Genomic DNA, 20,385 nt, shown 5'->3' on the forward strand with positions numbered 1-20,385 from the left:
GGCTTACGGCTGCCGGGACGTGTCGCCGGGGATGTCGATGAGCTCGACGTCGAAGACGAGGACGGCGTTGGGCGGGATGCGAGAGCCGGTGGGCGGGCGCTCGCCGTAGGCCGTGTTGGCGGGGCAGGTGAGCTTCGCCTTGCCGCCCACCTTCATCTTCGACACGCCCTGCGTCCAGCAGGGGATGACGCCGTTGAGCGGGAACTCCACGGGGATGCCGCGCCGGGCGGAGGCGTCGAACACGGTGCCGTCCACCAGCCGGCCTTCGTAGTGGACCTTCACGGTGTCGATGGCGCGCGGGCTCTTGCCGCTGCCCGCCTTGACCTGCTTGTAGACGACGCCGGAGGGCAGCACCTCCGCGCCGGGCTCCTTCGCCGCGCGGTCCAGCACCGCCTGGCCCGCCCGCGCCTGCCGGGCCTTGGCGAAGGCCTGGATGCGCTGCGCCTGCTCCTTCGGATCCAGGTCCGACGTCTTGCCGCCGAGCCCGTCGGTGAGCCCGCGCTGGAGGACCGCCATCTCCTCGGGCGACAGCGCGAAGAGGGACAGGTCACGGCCGATGGTGAGCCCGAGGGTATAGATGGTCTGCTCCTCCTCCGGGGAGAGTGGCGTGGCCGCTGGCTCGGTGGCCGGTGCCGCCTTGCCGGCGGGCTTCTTCGCCGATTTCGAGTCCTGGGCCTGGGCCGCCGTCGCGCCGAGCGCGAACACGAGGGCCGCCATCCACATCGATCGCATGCATCCACCTTTCATGAGGACCGGCGCACTATAAAGCGCGGTTTTCCGCTGTGTGGACACAAGCCCGCGCGAAGAATTCAGCGAGGAAGCACGGTGCGCTTGCGAGGCCTCGGCGCGGCGACCGTTTTCTTGCGCGTTCGGCGCTCGCCTCTACCCTGCATCCAGGTTGCTTCACCCCCGGAGCAACCTGTTGCACGGACAAACCGGAGGCGATGAAGTCATGAGCGACAAGCGGAAGAACAAGCGGGCGCCCCTCGACATCTACCTGAACAAGTACATGGGTGGCGTGCCGTACATGTCGCGGGCCGCGGACATCAGCCCGGAAGGACTGAGCCTCTCCCGGCTGCTCGAGCCTCAGCACGAGGCGAAGCGCATCGGCCTCCAGTTCCAGCTCCCGGGCTCGGAGGAGATCATCTACGCCGAGGGTGAAGTGGTGCGCGAGTGGGCGGAGCTGGGGACGGCCAGGCGCGAGCGCTCGGGCGTGCGCTTCACGCTGCTCACCGACCGTCACCGCAAGATGATCGACGCCTACGTCGACCGTCACGGCCGCGAGAACTGACTCGCGCGCGTCGTACCCGCGGCGCCTGCCTTGACTTCCCCGGAAGCAGGCCCGTTGAATGGGGAGCCATTCTGCCCCGGAACACGACCCGTGACGTCGGTCGAGGGGCTGGAGGATTTCCCGTGAGGCACTCGCTGTGGGGGATGTTGCTGGCCGTGCCGTTGACGGCGTTTGGCCAGGGCAAGGAAGCGAAGGCCCCGAAGCCCACCGTCGCCGCCGTGAAGGCGGCTCCGGGGACACCGGGAGTGAACTGGGAAGGGCAGGTCCTGCGGGCCACCGGTGCCGGCGCCCCGGACCTGAGGGCGTCGAATCCCGGGCAGGCCCGTCTGGGCGCCGAGCGGTCCGCCAAGCAGGCCGCCGTCCAGAGTCTCCTCGAGCAGGCCCGGCGGCTGCAGATCAGCGCGGGCCGCACCGTGGCGGACGCGCTGGCCCAGGAGGACGTCCGCAAGCGCGTCGAGTCCGCCGTCAGCGGCTACAAGGTCGTGGGCCGGCGGTTCTTCTCCGACAGCGGCGTGGAGATTGACGTGGAGCTGCCCCTGGCGGCCCTCAGCGCGGCGCTGTTCTCCGCGGCCAGCGCGGATGCCGTCATCGCCATCAACGGCGCGGGCACGAAGAAGTACACCGGCCTGGTGGTGGACGCGCGGGGGCTGGGCGTGCAGCCGGTGCTGGCTCCTCGGCTGCTCGATGACAGTGGCAAGGCGCTCTATGGCGCGGCGGCGCTCTCCAGCGAGAGCCGGAGCGCGAGGGGAGTGGCGGCGTGGTTCCAGAGCTTGGATGCGGCGAAAAAGGCGGCGCTGGTGGGAGACAAGCCGCTGGTGGTGAAGGCCACGGGCTCGAAGGGGTCGGACCTGGTGCTGGCCTCGGAGGGTGCGAAGGCGCTCACCGAGGCGGACACGCGCTTCCTGGCCGAGGGCCGGGTCGTCATCGTCACCCAGTAGCGCATGGCTTCGGAGCCCCGGGCGTGGTGATGCGGAAGTTCCTGCTGGTGGTCATGGTGTGTGGGGTGGCCGGGTGTGCCAGGCGCCAGGAGCCTGGCTCGCTGGCGAAGGCCCGTGAGCTGATGGCGGAGGCCGCCAACCCGAGCGGCAACCTGGCGTTGCTGTGCGAGCCCGCGGACGCGGAGGTGTACCTGGACGGCGTCTGGCAGGGGCTCTGCAGCGACTTCACCGGCTCGCCGAAGGGACTCCAGGTTGGTATTGGCCTGCACCAGATCGAGGTGAAGAAGCACGGGTACTGGCCGTATACGACGTACTACGAGCCCAGCGGCGCCCGCGCGCGGCTGACCATCCAGCTCCGAGCGACCGGCGGTTCACCGGGTGGCACGGAATAGGGCGCCCGGGGAGAGGGCGGGCGAACGGGCGCGGCCTTTCAATTTGGAGAGGTCCGGCGATGATTCCGGCGCTTTCGCGAAGTGCAATCAGGACACGACGCCGCCGTAGCCAGGTCTGAAGAGGAGAGTGCCATCGGACGCCGCAGGAAGAGTCATTCGCCCGCTGCCGTGAAACGCGCCGCCGCACCGGCGCCGGTTCGGCCCGCGCCCGTGCTCCACGAGGTGGCTGCTCCTGCGGTGGCCGTCGCCCCGACCCAGGCCGCGCCCGAGAAGGAAGGGCCGGAGGTCGCCGTGCCCGTGGGCCTGGACGCCAGCGCGCTGCCCGAGGCCGACGCGCGTCGCATCGACATGTGGTGGTCGGTGGTGATGGTGGGCTCGCTGGCGCTCGTCTTCGCGCTGCTTTCCGTCTTCGGTGGGGTGGCGGTGCCGGTGCTGCTCGCGCTGGCGGGCGCCTACATCTTCAATCCCATCGTGACGGCGCTGGAGAAGAAGCGCCTGGACCGCACCTGGGGCACGACGCTCGTCTTCGCGGCGGGGACGCTGCTGCTGGTGGGCGCGGTGCTGTACCTCGTCCCGGTGTTCCGTGAAGAGGCGTCGAAGCTGCCGGACTTCTTCAACCGCGCGAGCACCCAGGTCGTACCCAAGGTGGAGGCGCTGCTGGGGCGCTCGCTGCCGGACCTGGTCCGTCAGCGCACGGCCGAGCTGGGAAAGCAGGCGTCGGACCTGGTCCAGAGCGCGGGCCCCGCGGCGGCGCGCATCCTGGCGAGCTTCGCCGGCAATACGGCGCGGCTGGTGGTGACGCTGCTGGGGCTGTCCGTGGTGCCGGTGCTGGCCTTCTTCTTCCTCCAGGACTACCCGCGGCTGATGGGGATGGTGAAGGACCTGCTCCCCCGGCGCGCGGTGGGGCTGGTGAGCCGCCGCTTCGCGGAGGTGGACGAGGTGCTCTCCGCCTTCGTGCGCGGCCAGCTCATCGTCGGCGCGGTGCTGTCGGGCATCTACGCGGTGGGGCTGTCCGCGGCGCGCATCGACATGGCCATCGTCATCGGCGTGATTGCCGGGTTCGGCAACATGGTGCCCTACCTGGGCACGGGCGTGGGCATCGTCCTGTCGCTGGTGGGGCTGATGCTGTCCTGGCAGGGGCCGTGGCAGTTCGCGGCGGTGGCGGCGACCTTCATCATCGGGCAGATGCTGGAGGGCTTCGTCATCACCCCGCGCATCGTGGGGGAGAAGGTCGGCCTGGCGCCGGTGGCGGTCATCCTGGCCATCCTCGCCTTCGGTGAGCTCTTCGGCTTCGTGGGCATCCTGCTCGCGGTGCCGGTGGCGGCCATCCTCAAGGTGGTGCTGAGCGTGGTGGTCCAGCGGTATCGCCGGACGACGCTCTACACGGGGGAGCCCCGGTCGCCGTGACGAAGCTGGAGGCGCTGCACGAGGAGATCACCGGCTGCCGGGCCTGCCCGCGGCTGGTGGAGTGGCGGGAGGAGGTGGCGCGGGTGAAGCGCCGCGCCTACCGCGATTGGAACTACTGGGGCCTGCCCGTCCCGGGCTTCGGAGACCCGAAGGCCCGGCTCATCATCGTCGGGCTCGCGCCAGCGGCCCATGGGGCGAACCGGACGGGGCGGATGTTCACCGGAGACCGCTCGGGCGACTTCCTCTATGCCGGGCTGCACCGCGCGGGCTTCGCGAATCAGGCGCGCAGCGAGCACCGGGAGGACGGGCTCCGGCTGAAGGACGCCTTCATCGTCTCGGCGGCGCGCTGTGCACCGCCCGACAACAAGCCCCTGCCCGAGGAGCTGGCGCGCTGTGCGCCGTTCCTGGACCGCGAGCTGGCGCTGCTGCCGGGCCGGGTGCTGCTCGCGCTGGGGGCCATCGGCTGGAACGCCGCGCTCGTCGCCCTGGCGCGGCAGGGGATGGTGGTGCCGTCGCCCCGGCCCGCGTTCGGCCACGGGGCGGAGCTGGAGCTGCCGGGCGGCCGGACGCTGCTGGGCTGCTACCACGTCAGTCAGCAGAACACGCAGACGGGGCGGCTCACGCCGGCGATGTTCGATGCCGTCATGGCCCGGGTCCACGCGCTGCTGGAGCGCCCGGATCCGAAGGCGCGCGGGAAGAGTTGAGGAAGCCTTCTGTGTTTCCTTGACAGCTGGGGGAGCCCGCTGTTATTCCCCGCGCCCACCGAAGCGGCTGCAACGGGTCGTTAGCTCAGCGGTAGAGCACTACCTTGACACGGTAGGGGTCAGTGGTTCGATCCCACTACGACCCATCATTAGAGAGTGACTTTCAGCGGGCGGCACGGCTTTTCAAGAGCCTGCCGCCCGTTGTTTTTCCGAGGTTCATATGTCCGACATGATCACGGTGACGCTCCCCGACGGCTCGCAGAAGCAGACGGCCCGGGGCACCACCATCGCGGACTTCGTGCGGGAGAGCATCGGCCCCGGTCTGGCGAAGGCCGCCCTGTTCGCGCGGGTGAACGGCCAGGACATGGACCTGGCCCGCAAGCTGGACGAGGACGCGAAGCTCCAGATCTTCACGCCCAAGAGCCCCGAGTCCCTGGAGCTCATTCGCCACGACGCCGCGCACGTGGTGGCCAGCGCGGTGCAGAAGCTCTTCCCGGGCACGCAGGTGACCATCGGTCCCGCGACGGAGGAGGGCTTCTACTACGACTTCTTCCGCGAGAAGCCCTTCACGCCCGACGACCTGGAGAAGATCGAGGCCGAGGCGAACGCCGAGCTGAAGCGCGACGTGCCCTTCGTCCGCACCGAGATCTCCATGGACGACGCCGTTCGTCTGTTCGAGGAGAAGGGCGAGAAGTTCAAGGTGGAGATCGTCAAGGACATCGCCGCCAAGGGTGCCCAGACGCTCACGCTCTACTCGCACGGGGACTGGGTGGACTTCTGCCTGGGGCCCCACGCGCCCAGCACGGGGAAGATCGGCGTCATCAAGATCCTCTCCTCCAGCGGAGCGTACTGGCGCGGCGACCATCGCAACCCGATGCTCCAGCGCGTCTACGGCACGGCCTTCTTCGACAAGAAGCAGCTGCAGGAGTACCTGACGCGCATCGAGGAGTCGAAGAAGCGCGACCACCGCAAGCTGGGCAAGGAGCTGGACCTCTTCCACTTCCACCCGTACTCGCCCGGCTCCGCCTTCTGGACCCCGAAGGGCACCACGCTCTACACCACGCTGTCGAACTGGATGCGTCAGCTGACGCAGAATGACGGCTACGTGGAGATCAAGACGCCCCTGATGTTCAACAAGGGGCTCTGGGAGACGAGCGGCCACTGGGGTAAGTACAAGGAGAACATGTTCCTCGTGCTCGACAGCGAGTCGGGGGAGCACGACTTCTCGCTCAAGCCGATGAACTGCCCGTCGCACCACCTGTTCTACGGCTTCAAGAAGCACAGCTACCGCGACCTGCCACTGCGCTACCACACGCAGGACGTGCTGCACCGCAACGAGGCGGCGGGCTCGCTGGGCGGCCTCACGCGCGTGCGCCAGTTCGCGCAGGACGACGCGCACATCTACTGCACCGAGGCGCAGATCACCGACGAGGTGCGGCGCTTCGTGAAGCTGCTGGACCACGTCTACAAGGCGGTGGGGCTCACCTACGCGGTGAAGCTGTCCACGCGGCCCGAGCAGCGCCTGGGTGATGACGCCCTGTGGGATCGCGCCGAGGGCGGCCTGAAGGCGGCGCTCGAGTCGCTGGGGCTCCAGTACGAGCTGGCCCCGGGCGACGGCGCCTTCTACGGCCCGAAGATCGACTTCGCGGTGTCGGACAGCATCGGCCGCAAGTGGCAGCTGGGCACCATGCAGCTGGACTACCTGGCCCCCGAGCGCTTCGACCTGACCTACGTGGGCGAGGACAACGCCGAGCATCGTCCGGTGGTGCTCCACCGCGCCATCTTCGGCTCCTTCGAGCGCTTCACGGCCATCCTCATCGAGCACTTCGCCGGTGCCTTCCCGGCCTGGCTGGCGCCGGTGCAGGCGGTGCTGGTGACGGTGGCGGACCGGCAGAACGACTACGCACGGAAGGTGCGGGACACCCTGAAGGCGAAGGGTTACCGGGTGGAGTTCGACGAGCGCGGCCTGTCGATGAACGCGAAGATCCGCGAGGCGCAGCTCCAGAAGGTGCCGTTCACCCTGGTGGTGGGCGACACCGAGGTGGCGGGCGAGGCCGTGGCGCCGAGGCGGTACGGCGGCGAGGATCTCAAGACGATGAAGCTGACGGACTTCGAGGCCCTGCTGGCCAAGGAAGCGGCCCTGCCGTGATCGGGAGGCCCGCCTGGCAGGTCGCTTGCGGACGGGCCTTGACTCCCGGTTGCACCTAAGTATCTTGGCGCACTTTCGAGGGGAGTCCGCGCAAGTTCCCCAATTTTCGAGAGTTCTCGCACAGCCGGGGAGTCCGACGGCGAAGTGCACGGAAGGATCAGGACGATGCCGAAGTTGAAGACCCGCAGCGCCGCGAAGAAGCGCTTTGACGTGAAGAAGGGCGGCAAGGTCAAGCACGCGAAGGCCTTTGCCAAGCACCTCTTCACGTTCTCGAAGACGCCGAAGTCCAAGCGCAGCAACCGGGGCACCGGCCACCTTCGCGACATGGACGCGAAGAAGGTCATCAAGGAGATGTTCCCCTACGGGGGCTGATTCCGGCTTTTCGGAGTCAGGGATTTCGTGGCCTCGTCGGGGCGGCGGTACGCCTGCACCGGGGGGCTTCCAAACTACGCAGTCCGAATAGAGGCAGTCATGCGCGTCAAGAAGGGTGTCAAGGCTCGTCGCCGTCGTAATCGTATTTTGAAGCTGGCCAAGGGTTTCCGCGGCCGCCGGAAGAACTGCTACAAGCGCGCCAACCAGGCGGTTGAGCGGGCGCTGGACTTCGCCAGCCGCGACCGCATGCAGCGCAAGCGGGACTTCCGCCGTCTGTGGATCGTCCGCATCAACGCGGCGGCGCGCACGGTGGGCCTCTCCTACTCGAAGCTGATCGCGGGCCTCGCGAAGGCGAAGATCGGCCTGGACCGCAAGGTCCTCTCCGACATGGCCATCGCGGATCCGTCGGGTTTTGCGGCCGTCGCCAACATCGCGAAGGCGGCCTGAGACACATCCGGCCCGAAAGGCTGGAGACAGAACGGGTGGGGTGGCGGCCATGGGTTGCCGCCCCTTCCGGAAGCGTGAACGGGCTGCCTCTTCGGGGCGGCCCTTTTTTTTGCCTCGGCGCCAAGGGCGCGCGGGGAACAGGAACGGAGGCGGAAGTCCATGCGGGATCGGTTGCTGGCGCTCGCGGAGTCCGCGAGGCGGGAGATTGGCGGAGCGTCGGAGCTGTCCGCGGTGGAGGCGCTGCGGGTCCGCTACCTGGGCAAGAAGGGTGAGCTGTCCGGCGTGCTGGGCGGCATGGGCAAGCTCCCCCCGGACGAGCGGCGCTCGCTGGGCGAGGTGGCCAACAGCGTCAAGGCGGAGCTGGAGAAGCTGCTCGCCGAGGCCGTGCAGCGAGCCGAGGCGGCGGCGCTGGAGGCCCAGCTCCAGGGCCCGGGCCTGGACGTGACGCTGCCCGGACGCGGCGTGGCGCTGGGCAGCCGGCACCCCGTGTCGCGGACGATGGAGGAGATTGTCCGGACCTTCTCGCGGCTCGGCTTCGACGTGGCCAGCGGCCCGGAGATCGAGCTGGACTACTTCAACTTCGAGGCGCTGAACCTGCCGAAGGACCACCCCGCGCGGGACATGCAGGACACCTTCTACGTGGACGAGGCCACCCTGGGCCACGCGAAGAAGGCGGACAGCTCGGCGCTGCTGCGCACGCACACGTCCCCGGTGCAGGTGCGGTACATGCTCAACCGCAAGCCGCCCATCCGCGCGGTGATGCCGGGCCGGGTGTACCGGCGCGACTCGGACCTGACGCACACGCCGATGTTCCACCAGGTGGAGGGCCTGCTGGTGGACAAGGGCGTGACGTTCGCCGAGCTGAAGGGCTCGCTGGCGGCGTTCGTGACGGCGTTCTTCGGCTCGGACACGCGCACGCGCTTCCGCCCGTCCTTCTTCCCCTTCACGGAGCCCTCCGCGGAGGTGGACATCACCTGCACCAACTGCGGCGGGAAGGGCTGCCGCATCTGCAAGCAGACGGGATGGCTGGAGGTGCTGGGCAGCGGCATGGTGCACCCCAACGTCTTCAAGTCCGCCGGGTATGACCCGAACGAGGTGACGGGCTACGCCTTCGGCATGGGCGTGGAGCGCATCGCCATGCTGCGCTACCGCATCGATGACCTGCGGATGATGTTCGAGAACGACGCGCGCTTCCTCGAGCAGTTCTGAGATTCCAGGGGGCCCTTCGTGGGCCCCCGTGTTCCAGCCGGTTGAAGAAGAGGGTGGACCTGTGAAGATTTCGGTGAAGTGGCTGGGCGATTACGTGGCGCTGCCGCCGTCCGTGGACGAGCTGGCGCGCAAGCTGACCGCCGCGGGCCTGGAGATTGAGGGCATGGAGCGCCCCGCGGACGCCCTTCGCGGCGTGGTGGTGGCGCAGATCAAGGAGTCCGTGCAGCACCCCAACGCGGACAAGCTGTCCGTCACGCAGGTGGACATCGGCGGGACGGCGCTGCTCCAGGTGGTGTGCGGCGCGAAGAACTTCAAGGTGGGCGACAAGGTGCCGCTGGCCACTGTGGGCACGAAGCTGCCCAACGGCGCGGACATCAAGCAGGCGGCCCTGCGCGGCGTGGACAGCTTCGGCATGCTCTGCTCGTCCAAGGAGCTGGGCCTGAGCGAGGAGTCCAGCGGCCTGCTCATCCTCCCGCCAGATACGCGCGTGGGGCAGCCCATCGCCGAGGCCGTGGGGCTGGACGACGTGGTGCTGGAGGTGAACGTCACCCCGAACCGCCCGGACGCGCTCAGCCACCTGGGCGTGGCGCGCGAGGTGAGCGTGGTGACGGGCTCCGCGCTGAAGGTGCCCCAGCCGAAGCCGCCCGAGTCGGGCACGCCCGCCGCCGAGCAGGTGAAGGTGCGCGTGGAGGCCCCGGACCGCTGCCCGCGCTACGTGGCGCGCGTGGTGGAGAACGTGAAGATTGGCCCGTCACCACAGTGGATGCAGGACCGGCTGAAGGCGGCCGGCGTGCGCGCCATCAACAACGTGGTGGACGTCACCAACTACGTGAACCTGGAGTACGGGCAGCCGCTGCACGCCTTCGACCTGGAGAAGCTGGCCGGGCAGGAGATCGTCGTCCGCACGGCGACGCGCGGCGAGAAGCTCAAGACGCTGGACGGCAAGGACCGCGTGCTGGACGTGGATGACCTGGTCATCGCGGACAAGGAGCGGGCGCAGGCCATCGCCGGCGTCATGGGCGGCGGCGACAGCGAGGTGACCGAGGGCACGAAGCGGCTGGTGCTCGAGTCGGCGAACTTCCAGGGCTCCACGGTGCGGCGCTCGTCGAAGCGGCACGGGCTGCACACGGAGGCGTCGCACCGCTTCGAGCGCGGCGCGGACATGGACGCGGTGGTGCCGGCGATCGACCGGGCGGCGCAGCTCATCGCGGAGCTGGCGGGGGGCACGGTGGCCCCGGGGCGCGTGGACGTGTACCCGGCGCCGCAGCCGCCCCGGAAGGTGACGCTGCGCTTCGCCCGGGTGGAGCAGGTGCTGGGCGTGGCCGTGGCGGAGAAGGAGGTCCGCCGTATCCTGGAGGCCCTGGGCTTCAAGGCGGTGGAGGAGGGGACGGGGCAGGCGACGTACGAGGTGCCCCGGGCCCGCGTGGACGTGGAGCGTGAGGAGGACCTGCTGGAGGAGGTCGCGCGCATCTACGGCTACGACAACATCCCCGCGACGCTGCCGCGCGGGCTGGCCACGCTGGCGCCGGAGCCCGCGCACGCGGAGGCCGAGCGCCGCATGCGCCAGGCGCTGGCCGGGGCGGGGTACGACGAGGTGGTGAACTACTCGTTCGTCGCGCCGCGCAGCCTGGAGGTGCTGGGGGGGGCGGAGAAGCCGGTGGCGCTGCTCAACCCGCTGAGCACGGAGCAGTCGGTGATGCGCACCAGCCTGCTGCCGGGCCTGCTGGAGAACCTGTCCCGCAGCGTGCGGCACCAGGTGGAGGCGGTGGCCCTCTACGAGACGGGCCGCGCCTACTTCCAGGACCCGGAGGGCGGGCAGGGGCAGCGTCCCGCGGCGCGCGAGGTGCCTCGTGTGGCCGGCCTGGTGTGGGGCCTGCGGGGTGGCGGCCGGAGCTGGACGCACAAGGATGCCCGCGCGGACTTCTACGACGCGAAGGCGGCCGTGGAAGGGCTGCTGGGGGCGCTCCGCGTGGAGGGCGTGACGTACGTGCCCGCGGGGCCTGCGGCGTACCACCCGAAGGCCGTGGCGCAGGTGACGGCGGCGGACGGGACGGTGCTGGGCCATGTGGGCGAGGTGCACCCCCGGGTGGCGAAGGCGCTGGGCCTGCCGGACGGGGTGTTCGTGTTCGAGCTCGACACGGAGCCGCTGTACGCGGCCTCGAAGCTGGTGCCGGCGTACCGGTCGCTGCCGCGCTTCCCGGCGGTGCTGCGGGACCTGGCGGTGGTGGTGCCGCTGGAGCTGCCCAACGACGAGGTGCGTCGGGTGATCCTGGAGGTGGGCCAGCCCCTGGTGGAGGACGCGCAGGTGTTCGACGTGTACACCGGTGAGCAGATCCCCCAGGGCCGGAAGAACCTGGCGTACGCGCTGCGCTATCGCTCGCCCGAGCGGACGCTGACCGACGTGGAGGTCAACGAGGCGCACCAGCGCATCGTGGACGAGGTGAAGCAGCGACTGGGGGCTGCCTTGCGCGCCTGAATTCCTGAATGAAGTCAGAGGGTTGACACGTCTTCGGGAAGGCTGCAACAGTGCCCGGCGTTCAGCCCCGAGGGCTTCCCGAGGATTCGCATGACGAAGGCGGACATCATCGAGGGTGTCTACGAGAAGGTCGGCTTCTCGAAGAAGGAGTCGGCCGAGATCGTGGAGCTCGTGTTCGACACGCTGAAGGAGACCCTGGAGCGCGGGGACAAGATCAAGATCTCCGGGTTCGGCAACTTCCAGGTGCGCCAGAAGAAGGCGCGCGTGGGCCGCAACCCGCAGACGGGCAAGGAGATCGAGATCTCGGCGCGTCGGGTGCTGACCTTCCGGCCGAGCCAGGTGCTCAAGAGCGCCCTCAACGGTGAGGCCCCGCCGGAGGACCACGCGGAGATCGACGCCCGGGACGAGGCCGCGGCCGACGCCGCCGAGGCCCGTGGCGAGGACTTCGACGAAGAGGGAATGGAGGACATGGAAGGGTGAGTTTTCCGACGGTGCCCTGCTGCTCTTGCTTGACCTGAACGTCATGTGGGGGCATAAGGGCGCACCCTTTCACGGCAGCAGCAGTGCCGGGGCGTAGCGCAGCCTGGTAGCGCACTTGCTTGGGGTGCAAGTGGTCGCAGGTTCAAATCCTGTCGCCCCGACCATCGAAGGCCCTGGAGATTCGCGGGTTTCCCGTGAGCCTCCAGGGCCTTCACCTTTTGGGCTCCCGGACTCCAGCAGCAAACTAGCAGCAAGCGGAGCGGGGGCGGCGCCAGCAGCAAGCAGCGCGTGCGGAACGGCCTCGGCGGGGCCCGGAACCGCGGGCCCGAACGCGAGCAGGTTGAGTCCCTTGCGCATGTCCTCCACGTCGAGGTGGCCGTATATCTCCGAGGTGATGGCCGGGTCCGAGTGGCGCAGGATGCGCTGCACGGTGGCCAGCGGGACGCCCGCCTTGAGCAGCAGAGTGGCGGTCGTGTGCCGCAGGTCATGGAAGCGCAGCGGGCGAGGGGTAAGCGTCCGGCCAACGACGTGGTGAGAGACGTTGAGTGAGGACTCGCCGCCGTGGACCCTGGCGGCATGTCGAAGCCGGTGGAGAAGCAGGAGTGGTTCCGGGTTGCCGAAGCCTTCGAGGCGAGCGGGCTGACGCAGCAGGAGTTTTCCCTGCAGCGAGGGCTGCGGCTGAGCACGCTGCAGTCGTGGGTGTACCGACGGAGGCGTCAGTTGGCCGGGAAGGCCGAGCCGGTGCGCCTGCTGCCGGTGGAGGTAACGGGCACGCCTCAGCCGAGTGCGGCGCTGCTGGAGGTGGTGCTGGCCAGCGGAGCGCGGGTGCGCTTCTCCATGGGTGCGTATTCCGGCGATGGTGAGCACCCGTTCCGGCTCAAGCCGAGCAGCCGTTCCGGCCATGGCGAGCAGTCGGAGCGTCAGCGACGCTGGGACGTCCCATCACTTCGCTTGCTTGCGCCCCTTCGTCAAATTCGCGTCCGCCTTGCGGATGGACTCGCCTGCCAGGCGCAGGCGGTGAGCGTTGTGGACCAGCCGGTCGAGGATGGCGTCGGCCAGCGTCGCGTCACCGATGACCGCGTGCCAGTCCTTCGGTTCGAGCTGGGAAGTCACCACTGTCGAGGACTGCTGGTAGCGGTCCTCCAAGACTTCGAGCAGTTCCTTGGTAAGAGCTCGCCGTCCCCCCCTTTGGGCGCGAGGTTGACCGGACCGGAGCACGCCGGACGGTCGTCGGTCAGTCGTGGCTCTTAGGCAGCGTAACGGTGCCGGGGTTCTCGATGGCAGCGAGGGCGGCGCGCAGCAGGTAGGCGCCCGGGTCTTCACCGCGCAGCTTCGCCGTCTCAATCAGCGAGTAGAAGAGGGCGGCCACCTGGGTGCCTCTCTCGGACTTGCTGCCGTAGTGGTTCTTCCTGCCGAGGACGACGTCGCGCATCTGGCGCTCGACGTGGTTGTTGTGTGCGCCTTGGCAAGGCGCACGTTCCCTCCGGGTGAGAGACCCGGCCGGCAAGCTGTCGCTCCAGCCGGAAGCACTTGGGGCGGCTCAGGAGGAGACGAATGGGCTGAAGCACCTCAAGAGAAAGGCCTCCTTTGGGAGGTCAGCGAGCCGTGCGGGCTGCAACGAGAGTGAACGCCGAGCAGGCCTCGAAAAGACGGTCAAGTCCCGAATCTTGTGTAGTTGGTTCGGAGGGGGTTCGGGGGAGGGAGGCTCCTTGGCGGCATCAAGCAGCGGCAGTGTCAGGGGTTGAATTCAGCAGAGACATGTCGAGGTAGCGGCGGTCGTCCCAGACTCCGGTGACTTCGAGGGCGACGGCGGTGATGAGGCGCAGCGCGCTGGCGCGGTCCGGGAAGGCGCCCACGGAGCGGATGCGGCGCTTCACCTCACCGTGGAGGCGCTCGAGGCCATTGGTGCTGCGAAGGCGCTTCCAGTGGGCCTTGGGGAAGGCGAAGAAGCAGGTGGCGGCGGCGAAGCCCTCGCGCAGGCACTCCATGGCTTCGGGGACTTGCCGCCCCAGTCCCTCCTGGAGCGCTTCCAGCCGCTTCCTGGCGTCCTGGAGAGAGGTGGCCTCGAAGACGGCCGACGTCTCCTTGCCGAGGCGTCCACGCAGCCGCCAGGGGGCCTTTGCGAGGACGTTCCGGGTGAGGTGCACGGTGCAGCGCTGCAGCCGCGCCTCGGGCAGGGCCTGGCGGGCCGCGGCGGCCAGGCCCGCGTGCCCGTCGGCGACGACGAGTCGTACGCCCTTCAGCCCTCGCTCCAGAAGCTGGCGCAGCAAGTCCAGCCAGGAGTCCACCGACTCGCTACCTCCCAGCGTCACCGCCAGCAAGTGGCGGTGCCCATCCTCGCCCACGCCATAGGCCACCAGGGCCGAGACGTTCTGCACCGTGCGCGCCCACCTGGCGTCCAGGAAGGTGGCATCCAGGTAGAGGTAGGGGAAGGCCTGGGTGAGGGGCTGGGTGCGCAAGCCCTCCACTTTCTCCTCCAGCGTCCGTGTCACCCGACTCACCGTCGAACGCGAGACGTCCTCGCCCATGAGGGCCCGTGTCACCTTGCCCATTTTCCTCGTGGAGACGCCCTGCACGTACGCACTGGTAATCGCCTCGTCGAGTTCCCCGCTGCGCCGCTTGTAGCGGCCCAGCACGTCCCCCGCGCTACCACTGTGCCTCGTCCTCGGCACCGCCACGTCCACGGCCCCCGCCGTCGTCACCAGCGTGCGCAGGTAGCTGCCGTTGCGCACGTCCGCCCGGCCCACCATCCGCTGCCACCGGCCGGCCCCCACCAACTCCCGTACCTCTTCCTGCGTATTCCGGCGATGGTGAGCACCCGTTCCGGCTCAAGCCGAGCAGCCGTTCCGGCCATGGCGAGCAGTCGGAGCGTCAGCGACGCTGGGACGTCCCATCACTTCGCTTGCTTGCGCCCCTTCGTCAAATTCGCGTCCGCCTTGCGGATGGACTGTTGGCGGTCATCGCGGAGCGCGGAAATCTGGTCATCGGAAGCAGCACGGCCCCGCCCCCCCCCCGACCGCCGGGAGGCGGAGCGGGAGAGCGGGGCCTGGTGGTCTGCGGGTAAATGAGGCGTTCAGCTCTTCTTGGCCTTGCGCTCGGCGCGGGACTCCTCGGCCACGCGCCGGCGGTAGCTGTCTCCCTCAATGCTGATGATACTCGCGTGGTGGATGACGCGGTCGATGAGCGCGATGGCGCACGCGGCGTTGGGGAAGATGGTGGTCCACTCCGAGAATGGGAGGTTTGTTGTCAGGACAATCGGCTTCTTCTCATACCTGCGTGACACCACCTGGAAGAGGAGGTCCGCGTTCCTGGCGTCGTAGGAGAGGTAGCCAATCTCGTCGATGACGAGCAGCCCCGCCTGGGTGCAGTAGTGCTTCAGACGCCTGTCGAGGGCCCGGGCGGAGTCCTGGCTTCCGAGGTCGAGCAGCAGTTGGGAGGCAGTGGTGAAGAGGACGGAGTGGCCGGCCTGCACGGCGTTGTAGGCGATATTCTGAGCAATCATCGTCTTGCCCAGGCCCTGGGGCGCGACGAGGACGACGTTGGCGGGGCGGGCCATGAAGTCCAGGGCCAGGGCACTCTCGACGGCCGGCCTGTCAATGCGCTTGGGCCAGCCCCAGTCGAAGTCGGCCATCGTCCTGAGCGCGCCGAGCTTGCTGCGCGACAGGCGCCGCTCCACGCTGCGACGGGCCCGGTCCTTCGTTTCCTCCTCGGCGATGGCCTCCAGCAGCTCGGTCGGCCCCCACCTGCGCTTGGTGGCCATGGCAATGAGGTCGTCGAGCGCGTCGCTGGTGTGACGCAGCCCGAGGGCGGTGAGGCGTTCTTTCAAGGGCATCATGGTGCTTGCTCCGCTTCGTCCTCGAGGAGGGCGTCGTAGGCGTTGAGGGAATGCTGGGGGACGCGCTGCTCGCGCACGCGCGGGTCATCCGGCAGCACGAGGGGCAGCGGCGGGGGCGCGCCCTTCTGGCGGCTTCTCTGGTCGAGGACATGGGCCACGGCGACGGGCCCGAGTGCGCCACGCGCAAGCGTCTCGGCAATGGCGGCGTCCGTTTCGGCGGGGCCGTACCTGTCGGCCAGCGCCAGCAGCTTCACGGTGTGGTTGCCGAGGTTGTCACCGCGGTCGGCGAGCGCCTGGAGAAGCAGGTCGGCGCGCGGGCAGCGGGCGCGCAGCAAGTCCCTGCCGCGCAATTCGTGGGCGTGGGCCTTCTTCTTCGCCAGCGCCGCCAGGTGCTGCGCGTCCTCGACGAGGGCGCCCTTGTCCCAGCTGCGCACGTGAGAAGCGACCTCCTCGGCGCCGTCGAGCAGACGCACCGTGGTGGAGGAGGCCACCAGCGTGAGGGGACGGCGTACCAGGCCGTCGGGAATGGAGTAGTCATTGCCGTCGAAGCGCACGTAGGGCGTCTTGCCGGAGGAGACGGGGCGCACGACGTCGGTAGGTAGCGGGTGCGCGGGCAGCGGCAACAGACGCGGGCGCTCCTCTTCCAGGGCCTGCGCCACCGTGCGGCCCGAGGCGTCGCCGGGCACCCGGCGCTGGTGGGCCACCTCGTCCACCCAGCGCTGAAGCTGGCGGTTGAGGTCGTCCAGCCCGTGGAAGGTGCGTGCGGCGAAGAAGGAGTCGCGCAGGTAGCGGATGGTGCGCTCCACCTTGCCCTTCTCGTTGCCGCGGTAGGGGGCGCAGGGCTTGGGCGCGAAGTGGTAGTGGCCTGCGGCCTCCAGCACGCGTGGGTGGAAGCGGATGGCGTCTCCAGCCCGCTCGAGCACGACGGACTTCAGGTTGTCGTAGAGGAGGCTGCGGGGGACGCCCCCGAGCGCTTCAAAGGCCTGGACGTGGCCCTGGAGAAAGCACTCCATGGTTTGGCCCAGGAAGAAGCGTGCGTACATGGCGCGCGAGTGGCCCAGCACCAGGACGAAACAGGAGAGCGTCCGGGTGGCCCTCCCCACCTGCACCTTGCCGAAGCTGCCCCAGTCCACCTGGGCCTCTTCGCCCGGCAGGGTGCAACGGCGCAGGAAGGCCTCGGCCTGGGGCCCCGGGCGCACCCGCCGCACGTAGCGCTTCACCTGCTCGTAGCCGCCCGGGTAGCCACGGGCCTTCACCATGTGGAACAGGCGCGTGGCCCTCAGGCGCGGGTGGGCCTTGAGCGTGGCATCGATGAAGTCCGTGTACGGGCCCAGCACGGTGGGCTTCGCCGCGCTTCTGTCGGCAAGGGCCACCTGCGCGTCCTCGAGGGCTGCCTCCACGGTGTCGTGGTGCAGGCCCAACTCCGCGGCGATGGTGCCCACCGGCCAGTGCTCCGCGTAGTGCAGCCGGCGGATGCGGGCGCGTACCTCCGGGGCAATCATCCTCGCACCTCCTCAGAGAGGGCAGCGCCGCCAGCGCGGGCCCACCCGTGTGCGCGCCAGGGTGGTGTGACGCAGGAAGGGGCTGGGGCGCCCGCAGGACGTGCAGGCGGGAGAAGACGGCAGTGCATGGGGAGGTGGCCTCGCTGCGCTCGGCTCCGAAGACACCTTCGTGGTGGCTTGGACCGGCGCGAGTGGCACCGTCGCCGCCTGGGCCACCCCTGGGGGAGCCTGATGCGTCACTTTCCTCCGCCGCTCCCGGTAGGCGGCCTGGCGCGCGGCGTGGGCATGCCGCCCGTCCCGCGTGAGCTGATAGCGCTGCCCGGCCCCACGCACCGACTCCGCGCGCGCCCTCCTGCCGCAGGCCCGCGCGCAGTAGCGCTGGCCCCGGTCGCACCTAGTGCACAGCTGAAACAGCCGCCGGCACTCAGGCCGACCGCACACAACCAGACGCAACGACTCCATGCACACCTTCCCGTGCGCGCGCCGACTTCTGGCGCCGCGCCCCGGAGTGCGCTACCCCTGCCTCACCGGCTCGCCCCACTCGCACACCAGGGCGCGCCTCCAGGAAGGCCCTCCAGGTGTCGCTGGTGGGCCTTCTGACTTTCAGGACGCGCGCAGCCCTGAACTCAACCGGCTCGCTTCCCACCCCTCAACTTTTCGGCTGCGCCCTGCGCTGCCCCTGGCCGCGAAGCTCACGAACTCCTGGTCGTCCATGACCAGAAATCTGCGCTTCCTGGTGACCATCAACAGGATGGACTCGCCTGCCAGGCGCAGGCGGTGAGCGTTGTGGACCAGCCGGTCGAGGATAGCGTCGGCCAGCGTCGCGTCACCGATGACCGCGTGCCAGTCCTTCGGTTCGAGCTGGGAAGTCACCACCGTCGAGGACTGCTGGTAGCGGTCCTCCAAGACTTCGAGCAGTTCCTTGCGCTCGGCGGCGCCGAGCGGCTCCAGGCCGAAGTCATCGAGGATGAGCACCTGCGCCTTGGCCAGCCGCTTGAGCGCATGCGGATGCGTACCGTCAGCGCGAGCCTGGGCCAGTTCGTCGAAGAGGCGGGAGGCGCGCCGGTACACGACGCTGTAGCCGTCGCGGCACGCCTTCTGCCCCAGGGCGCACGCCAGGAAGCTCTTGCCCACGCCGGTGGGCCCGGTCAGCAGCACATTCTGCTTGTCGGCCACCCACTTCGAGGTGGACAGCTCCAGCACCTGGGGCTTCGTCAGGCCGCGGGCGTGGGCGTAGTCGATGTCCTCCAGGCATGCCTGCTGGCGCAGCTTCGCGTGCTGCAGGCGCGCAGTGAGCTTCTTGTTCTCCCGGTACATCCACTCCGCGTCCGCCAACAGGCCCACCAGGTCCGTGGCACTCAGCGTCTTATCGGCCGGCCTCTCCACCCAGCTACGCAGGTAGTTGGCCATGCCGTGCAGCTTCATCGCGTCGAGCTTCTCCAGCGTCTGGTCCACCAGCATTTCTTCCTCTCCGTCGGTCTCGGTGTCCGGCCGGAGCGCGCCCAAGAGGGCGCGCGCAGGCCACCGCCGATGCTGGGAGACTCGAGCCAGCATCGACGGGCCATGTCCGCGCACGGCCTTCAAGCCGTGCGTGCAGTCAGTGGTAGTAGTGGGCGCCGCGCACGTTCTCGTGCTCGGGCAGCGGGCCCTTGTCGGCCGTCTTCTCGTCGGCGTCCTCGAGGTGGTGCTGGAGGATGGCGACGATGGACTTGTAGCTGACGGCGCGGTGGCGAAGTGCCCGGGCGCACGCCTTCTCCACGCGGGCCTTGCCGTACTTCTTCTCGTCGGCCAGGCGCAGCACGCCCAGCGCCGAGCGGAAGCCCTGCTGTGGGTGGGGCCGCTTCGTCATGAGCTCCTCCACCAGCTTCGCGCACGAGGGGCCCACGCCTTCGGCCCAGCGGATGAGGCGCGAGGGCGTCCACTCGGCATGCTGCCGGTGGGAGGCGGGCATGTGCTCGGGCTGCGTGGTGAAGCGCCCCTTCTCCAGGCTGCGCACGTGACTGGCCACGCGACGTCCGGCGAGGAAGACCTCGACGCACGACTCCGTGTGGCGCATCTCCACCGGCTTGCCGACCAGCGTGTACGGCACGCTGTACCAGTGGCCGTCCAGCTCGACGTGGTAGTCGATGTTCACCCGCGCCTTCTTCCAGAAGGCCAGCTGGTAGGACCGCGCCGGTAGGGGCTTGAGCGTGGCGCGCTCCACCTGCTCGAAGAGCTCGCGGCGACTGATGCCCAGCTTGCGCAGGGGCCGCGCGTTGAGCTTCTCCAAGAGGGGCCGGACGGCCTCGTGCACCTCAGCCAGCGAGGTGAAGCGTCGGTGGCGCAGGGCCGCCAGAATCCACCGCTCGGCCAGCAGCACCGCCGCCTCCACCTTGGCCTTGTCCCGAGGCTTTCGCGGGCGCGCGGGCACAATCGCGAAGCCGTAGTGCCGGGCCAGGTCCGCGTACGTGGGATTGAGGTCCGGCTCGTACCGGTGCGCCCGGGCGACGCCAGCCTTGAGGTTGTCGGGCACCACCAGCTGGCTGACGCCTCCGAAGAACTCGAAGGCCCTCACGTGGCAGCCCACCCACGTGGCCACGTCCTCGCTGAAGACCGGCTCCACGTAGGTGAGGTTGCTGGCACCCAGCACCGCCACGAAGAGCTTCGCCACGCGCTCCTCCCCGGTGACGGCGTCCCTCACCGCCACCCCATCGCCGCTGAAGTCCACGAAGCACTTCTCTCCGGCGCGGTGCTCCTGGCGCAGGGTGACGCTGGCAGTGGCCAGCCACCGTCCATACCTCTCGCAGAAGCGGCTGTACTGGTAGCCGCCCGGGTGCGCCTGCAGGTACTCCTGCCAGAGCAGCTGCTTGGTGACGCCCTTCTTCTTCAGCTCCGCGTGCACGTGCGCCCAGTCCGGTTCCGGCCGCTCCGCCAGCGCCTTCGCGTCCTCGGGGAACAGCAGCGCCGTCAGCGCCTCGTCATCGTCCAGCTCCGGAGGCAGCGGCCACGTCAGCTTCGCGGCCCGAGCCCGCCCCAGGTAGTCGCACACCGTGCCGTTGCCGATGCCCAGGCTGGTAGCAATCGACCGCGTCGTCAGCTTCGCCTCGTACCTCAACCGGAACAACTCTCTGAGCTTCCGCATGGACAGCCTCTGTGCCGCCATCTCCACCTCCAAAAGGGAGGGCGGAGTGGCCCGCTGCTGCC

Annotated in this window: 16 protein-coding genes, 2 tRNA genes and 5 pseudogenes; 14 read left to right on the top strand and 9 right to left on the bottom strand. The window is 69.2% G+C overall.

The features are described 5' to 3' along the window. Positions 1–3: 3 nt before the first annotated feature. Positions 4–723 (bottom strand): FKBP-type peptidyl-prolyl cis-trans isomerase, encoded by a 720-nt coding sequence (locus VZL07_RS33590; RefSeq protein WP_426757425.1) that lies wholly within the window; start codon positions 721–723, stop codon positions 4–6. A 229-nt stretch (positions 724–952) separates the two neighbouring features. Here VZL07_RS33590 and VZL07_RS33595 point away from each other — a divergent pair, with 229 nt between their 5' ends. From VZL07_RS33595 to VZL07_RS33655, 13 genes are all read left to right on the top strand, one after another. Then, a complete protein-coding gene (locus tag VZL07_RS33595) occupies positions 953–1,291 on the top strand; it encodes a PilZ domain-containing protein (RefSeq protein WP_426752032.1) in 339 nt (112 codons plus the stop codon). Between the two features lie 122 nt (positions 1,292–1,413). Beyond that, entirely contained in the window at positions 1,414–2,229 is an 816-nt protein-coding gene (locus VZL07_RS33600) for a hypothetical protein (protein WP_426752033.1), read from the top strand. A gap of 29 nt (positions 2,230–2,258) precedes the next feature. After that, positions 2,259–2,621 carry a PEGA domain-containing protein gene (locus VZL07_RS33605; protein WP_426757426.1) on the top strand — a complete coding sequence of 121 codons (363 nt, stop codon included), beginning with the start codon at positions 2,259–2,261 and terminating at the stop codon, positions 2,619–2,621. Between the two features lie 348 nt (positions 2,622–2,969). Continuing rightward, positions 2,970–4,028: an AI-2E family transporter gene (locus tag VZL07_RS33610; protein ID WP_426757427.1), complete on the top strand. Its 1,059-nt coding sequence runs from the start codon at positions 2,970–2,972 to the stop codon at positions 4,026–4,028. Beyond that, on the top strand, positions 4,025–4,732 hold the full coding sequence (locus VZL07_RS33615; RefSeq protein WP_426752034.1) for a uracil-DNA glycosylase: 708 nt from the start codon (positions 4,025–4,027) through the stop codon (positions 4,730–4,732). Before VZL07_RS33610 ends, VZL07_RS33615 begins: the two co-directional genes overlap by 4 nt. Positions 4,733–4,806: 74 nt before the next feature. After that, positions 4,807–4,878, top strand: a tRNA-Val gene (locus VZL07_RS33620). A 74-nt stretch (positions 4,879–4,952) separates the two neighbouring features. Next, complete coding sequence (thrS, locus tag VZL07_RS33625; RefSeq protein ID WP_426752035.1) at positions 4,953–6,881, top strand: threonine--tRNA ligase; 1,929 nt, start codon at positions 4,953–4,955, stop codon at positions 6,879–6,881. A 165-nt stretch (positions 6,882–7,046) separates the two neighbouring features. Further along, positions 7,047–7,253: a 50S ribosomal protein L35 gene (gene rpmI, locus VZL07_RS33630; RefSeq protein ID WP_426752036.1), complete on the top strand. Its 207-nt coding sequence runs from the start codon at positions 7,047–7,049 to the stop codon at positions 7,251–7,253. A gap of 99 nt (positions 7,254–7,352) precedes the next feature. Then, positions 7,353–7,700: a 50S ribosomal protein L20 gene (gene rplT / locus VZL07_RS33635; RefSeq protein ID WP_426752037.1), complete on the top strand. Its 348-nt coding sequence runs from the start codon at positions 7,353–7,355 to the stop codon at positions 7,698–7,700. 159 nt (positions 7,701–7,859) lie between these two features. Further along, positions 7,860–8,909 (top strand): phenylalanine--tRNA ligase subunit alpha, encoded by a 1,050-nt coding sequence (gene pheS, locus VZL07_RS33640; protein WP_426752038.1) that lies wholly within the window; start codon positions 7,860–7,862, stop codon positions 8,907–8,909. 61 nt (positions 8,910–8,970) lie between these two features. Beyond that, positions 8,971–11,385 carry a phenylalanine--tRNA ligase subunit beta gene (gene pheT / locus VZL07_RS33645; RefSeq protein ID WP_426752039.1) on the top strand — a complete coding sequence of 805 codons (2,415 nt, stop codon included), beginning with the start codon at positions 8,971–8,973 and terminating at the stop codon, positions 11,383–11,385. A gap of 90 nt (positions 11,386–11,475) precedes the next feature. Next, entirely contained in the window at positions 11,476–11,865 is a 390-nt protein-coding gene (locus VZL07_RS33650) for an integration host factor subunit alpha (RefSeq protein WP_426752040.1), read from the top strand. Between the two features lie 87 nt (positions 11,866–11,952). After that, positions 11,953–12,029: transfer RNA gene (locus VZL07_RS33655), tRNA-Pro, on the top strand. Positions 12,030–12,240: 211 nt separating this feature from the next. Here the strand turns inward: VZL07_RS33655 and VZL07_RS33660 are convergent. Beyond that, positions 12,241–12,558: pseudogene (locus tag VZL07_RS33660) on the bottom strand (tyrosine-type recombinase/integrase); the annotation flags it as partial. On the opposite strand from VZL07_RS33660, the pseudogene tnpA reads away from it, so the two are divergent. Then, positions 12,442–12,684: pseudogene (gene tnpA / locus VZL07_RS33665) on the top strand (IS66 family insertion sequence element accessory protein TnpA); the annotation flags it as partial. The pseudogenes VZL07_RS33660 and tnpA sit on opposite strands and share 117 nt — an antisense overlap. A gap of 123 nt (positions 12,685–12,807) precedes the next feature. Here the strand turns inward: tnpA and VZL07_RS33670 are convergent. From VZL07_RS33670 to istA (VZL07_RS33700), 7 genes and pseudogenes are all read right to left on the bottom strand, one after another. Beyond that, positions 12,808–13,029 (bottom strand): annotated as a pseudogene (locus tag VZL07_RS33670) (ATP-binding protein); the annotation flags it as partial. Positions 13,030–13,099: 70 nt separating this feature from the next. Continuing rightward, positions 13,100–13,372, bottom strand: coding sequence for an IS66 family transposase (locus VZL07_RS33675; protein ID WP_426752041.1), 273 nt, complete (start codon positions 13,370–13,372; stop codon positions 13,100–13,102). A gap of 211 nt (positions 13,373–13,583) precedes the next feature. After that, positions 13,584–14,660 (bottom strand): annotated as a pseudogene (locus VZL07_RS33680) (IS256 family transposase); the annotation flags it as partial. Positions 14,661–14,938: 278 nt separating this feature from the next. After that, positions 14,939–15,700, bottom strand: a complete 762-nt coding sequence (gene istB, locus VZL07_RS33685; protein WP_426750761.1) for an IS21-like element helper ATPase IstB — start codon at positions 15,698–15,700, stop codon at positions 14,939–14,941. After that, a complete protein-coding gene (istA, locus tag VZL07_RS33690; RefSeq protein WP_426750762.1) occupies positions 15,697–17,202 on the bottom strand; it encodes an IS21 family transposase in 1,506 nt (501 codons plus the stop codon). Before istA (VZL07_RS33690) ends, istB (VZL07_RS33685) begins: the two co-directional genes overlap by 4 nt. Positions 17,203–17,952: 750 nt before the next feature. Then, positions 17,953–18,663 (bottom strand): annotated as a pseudogene (gene istB, locus VZL07_RS33695) (IS21-like element helper ATPase IstB); the annotation flags it as partial. A gap of 136 nt (positions 18,664–18,799) precedes the next feature. Beyond that, complete coding sequence (istA, locus tag VZL07_RS33700; RefSeq protein WP_426752042.1) at positions 18,800–20,323, bottom strand: IS21 family transposase; 1,524 nt, start codon at positions 20,321–20,323, stop codon at positions 18,800–18,802. Positions 20,324–20,385 lie beyond the last annotated feature (62 nt).

It is taken from the genome of Pseudomyxococcus flavus (genome assembly GCF_050038885.1).
GTDB classification, from domain to species: Bacteria; Myxococcota; Myxococcia; order Myxococcales; family Myxococcaceae; genus Myxococcus; species Myxococcus flavus.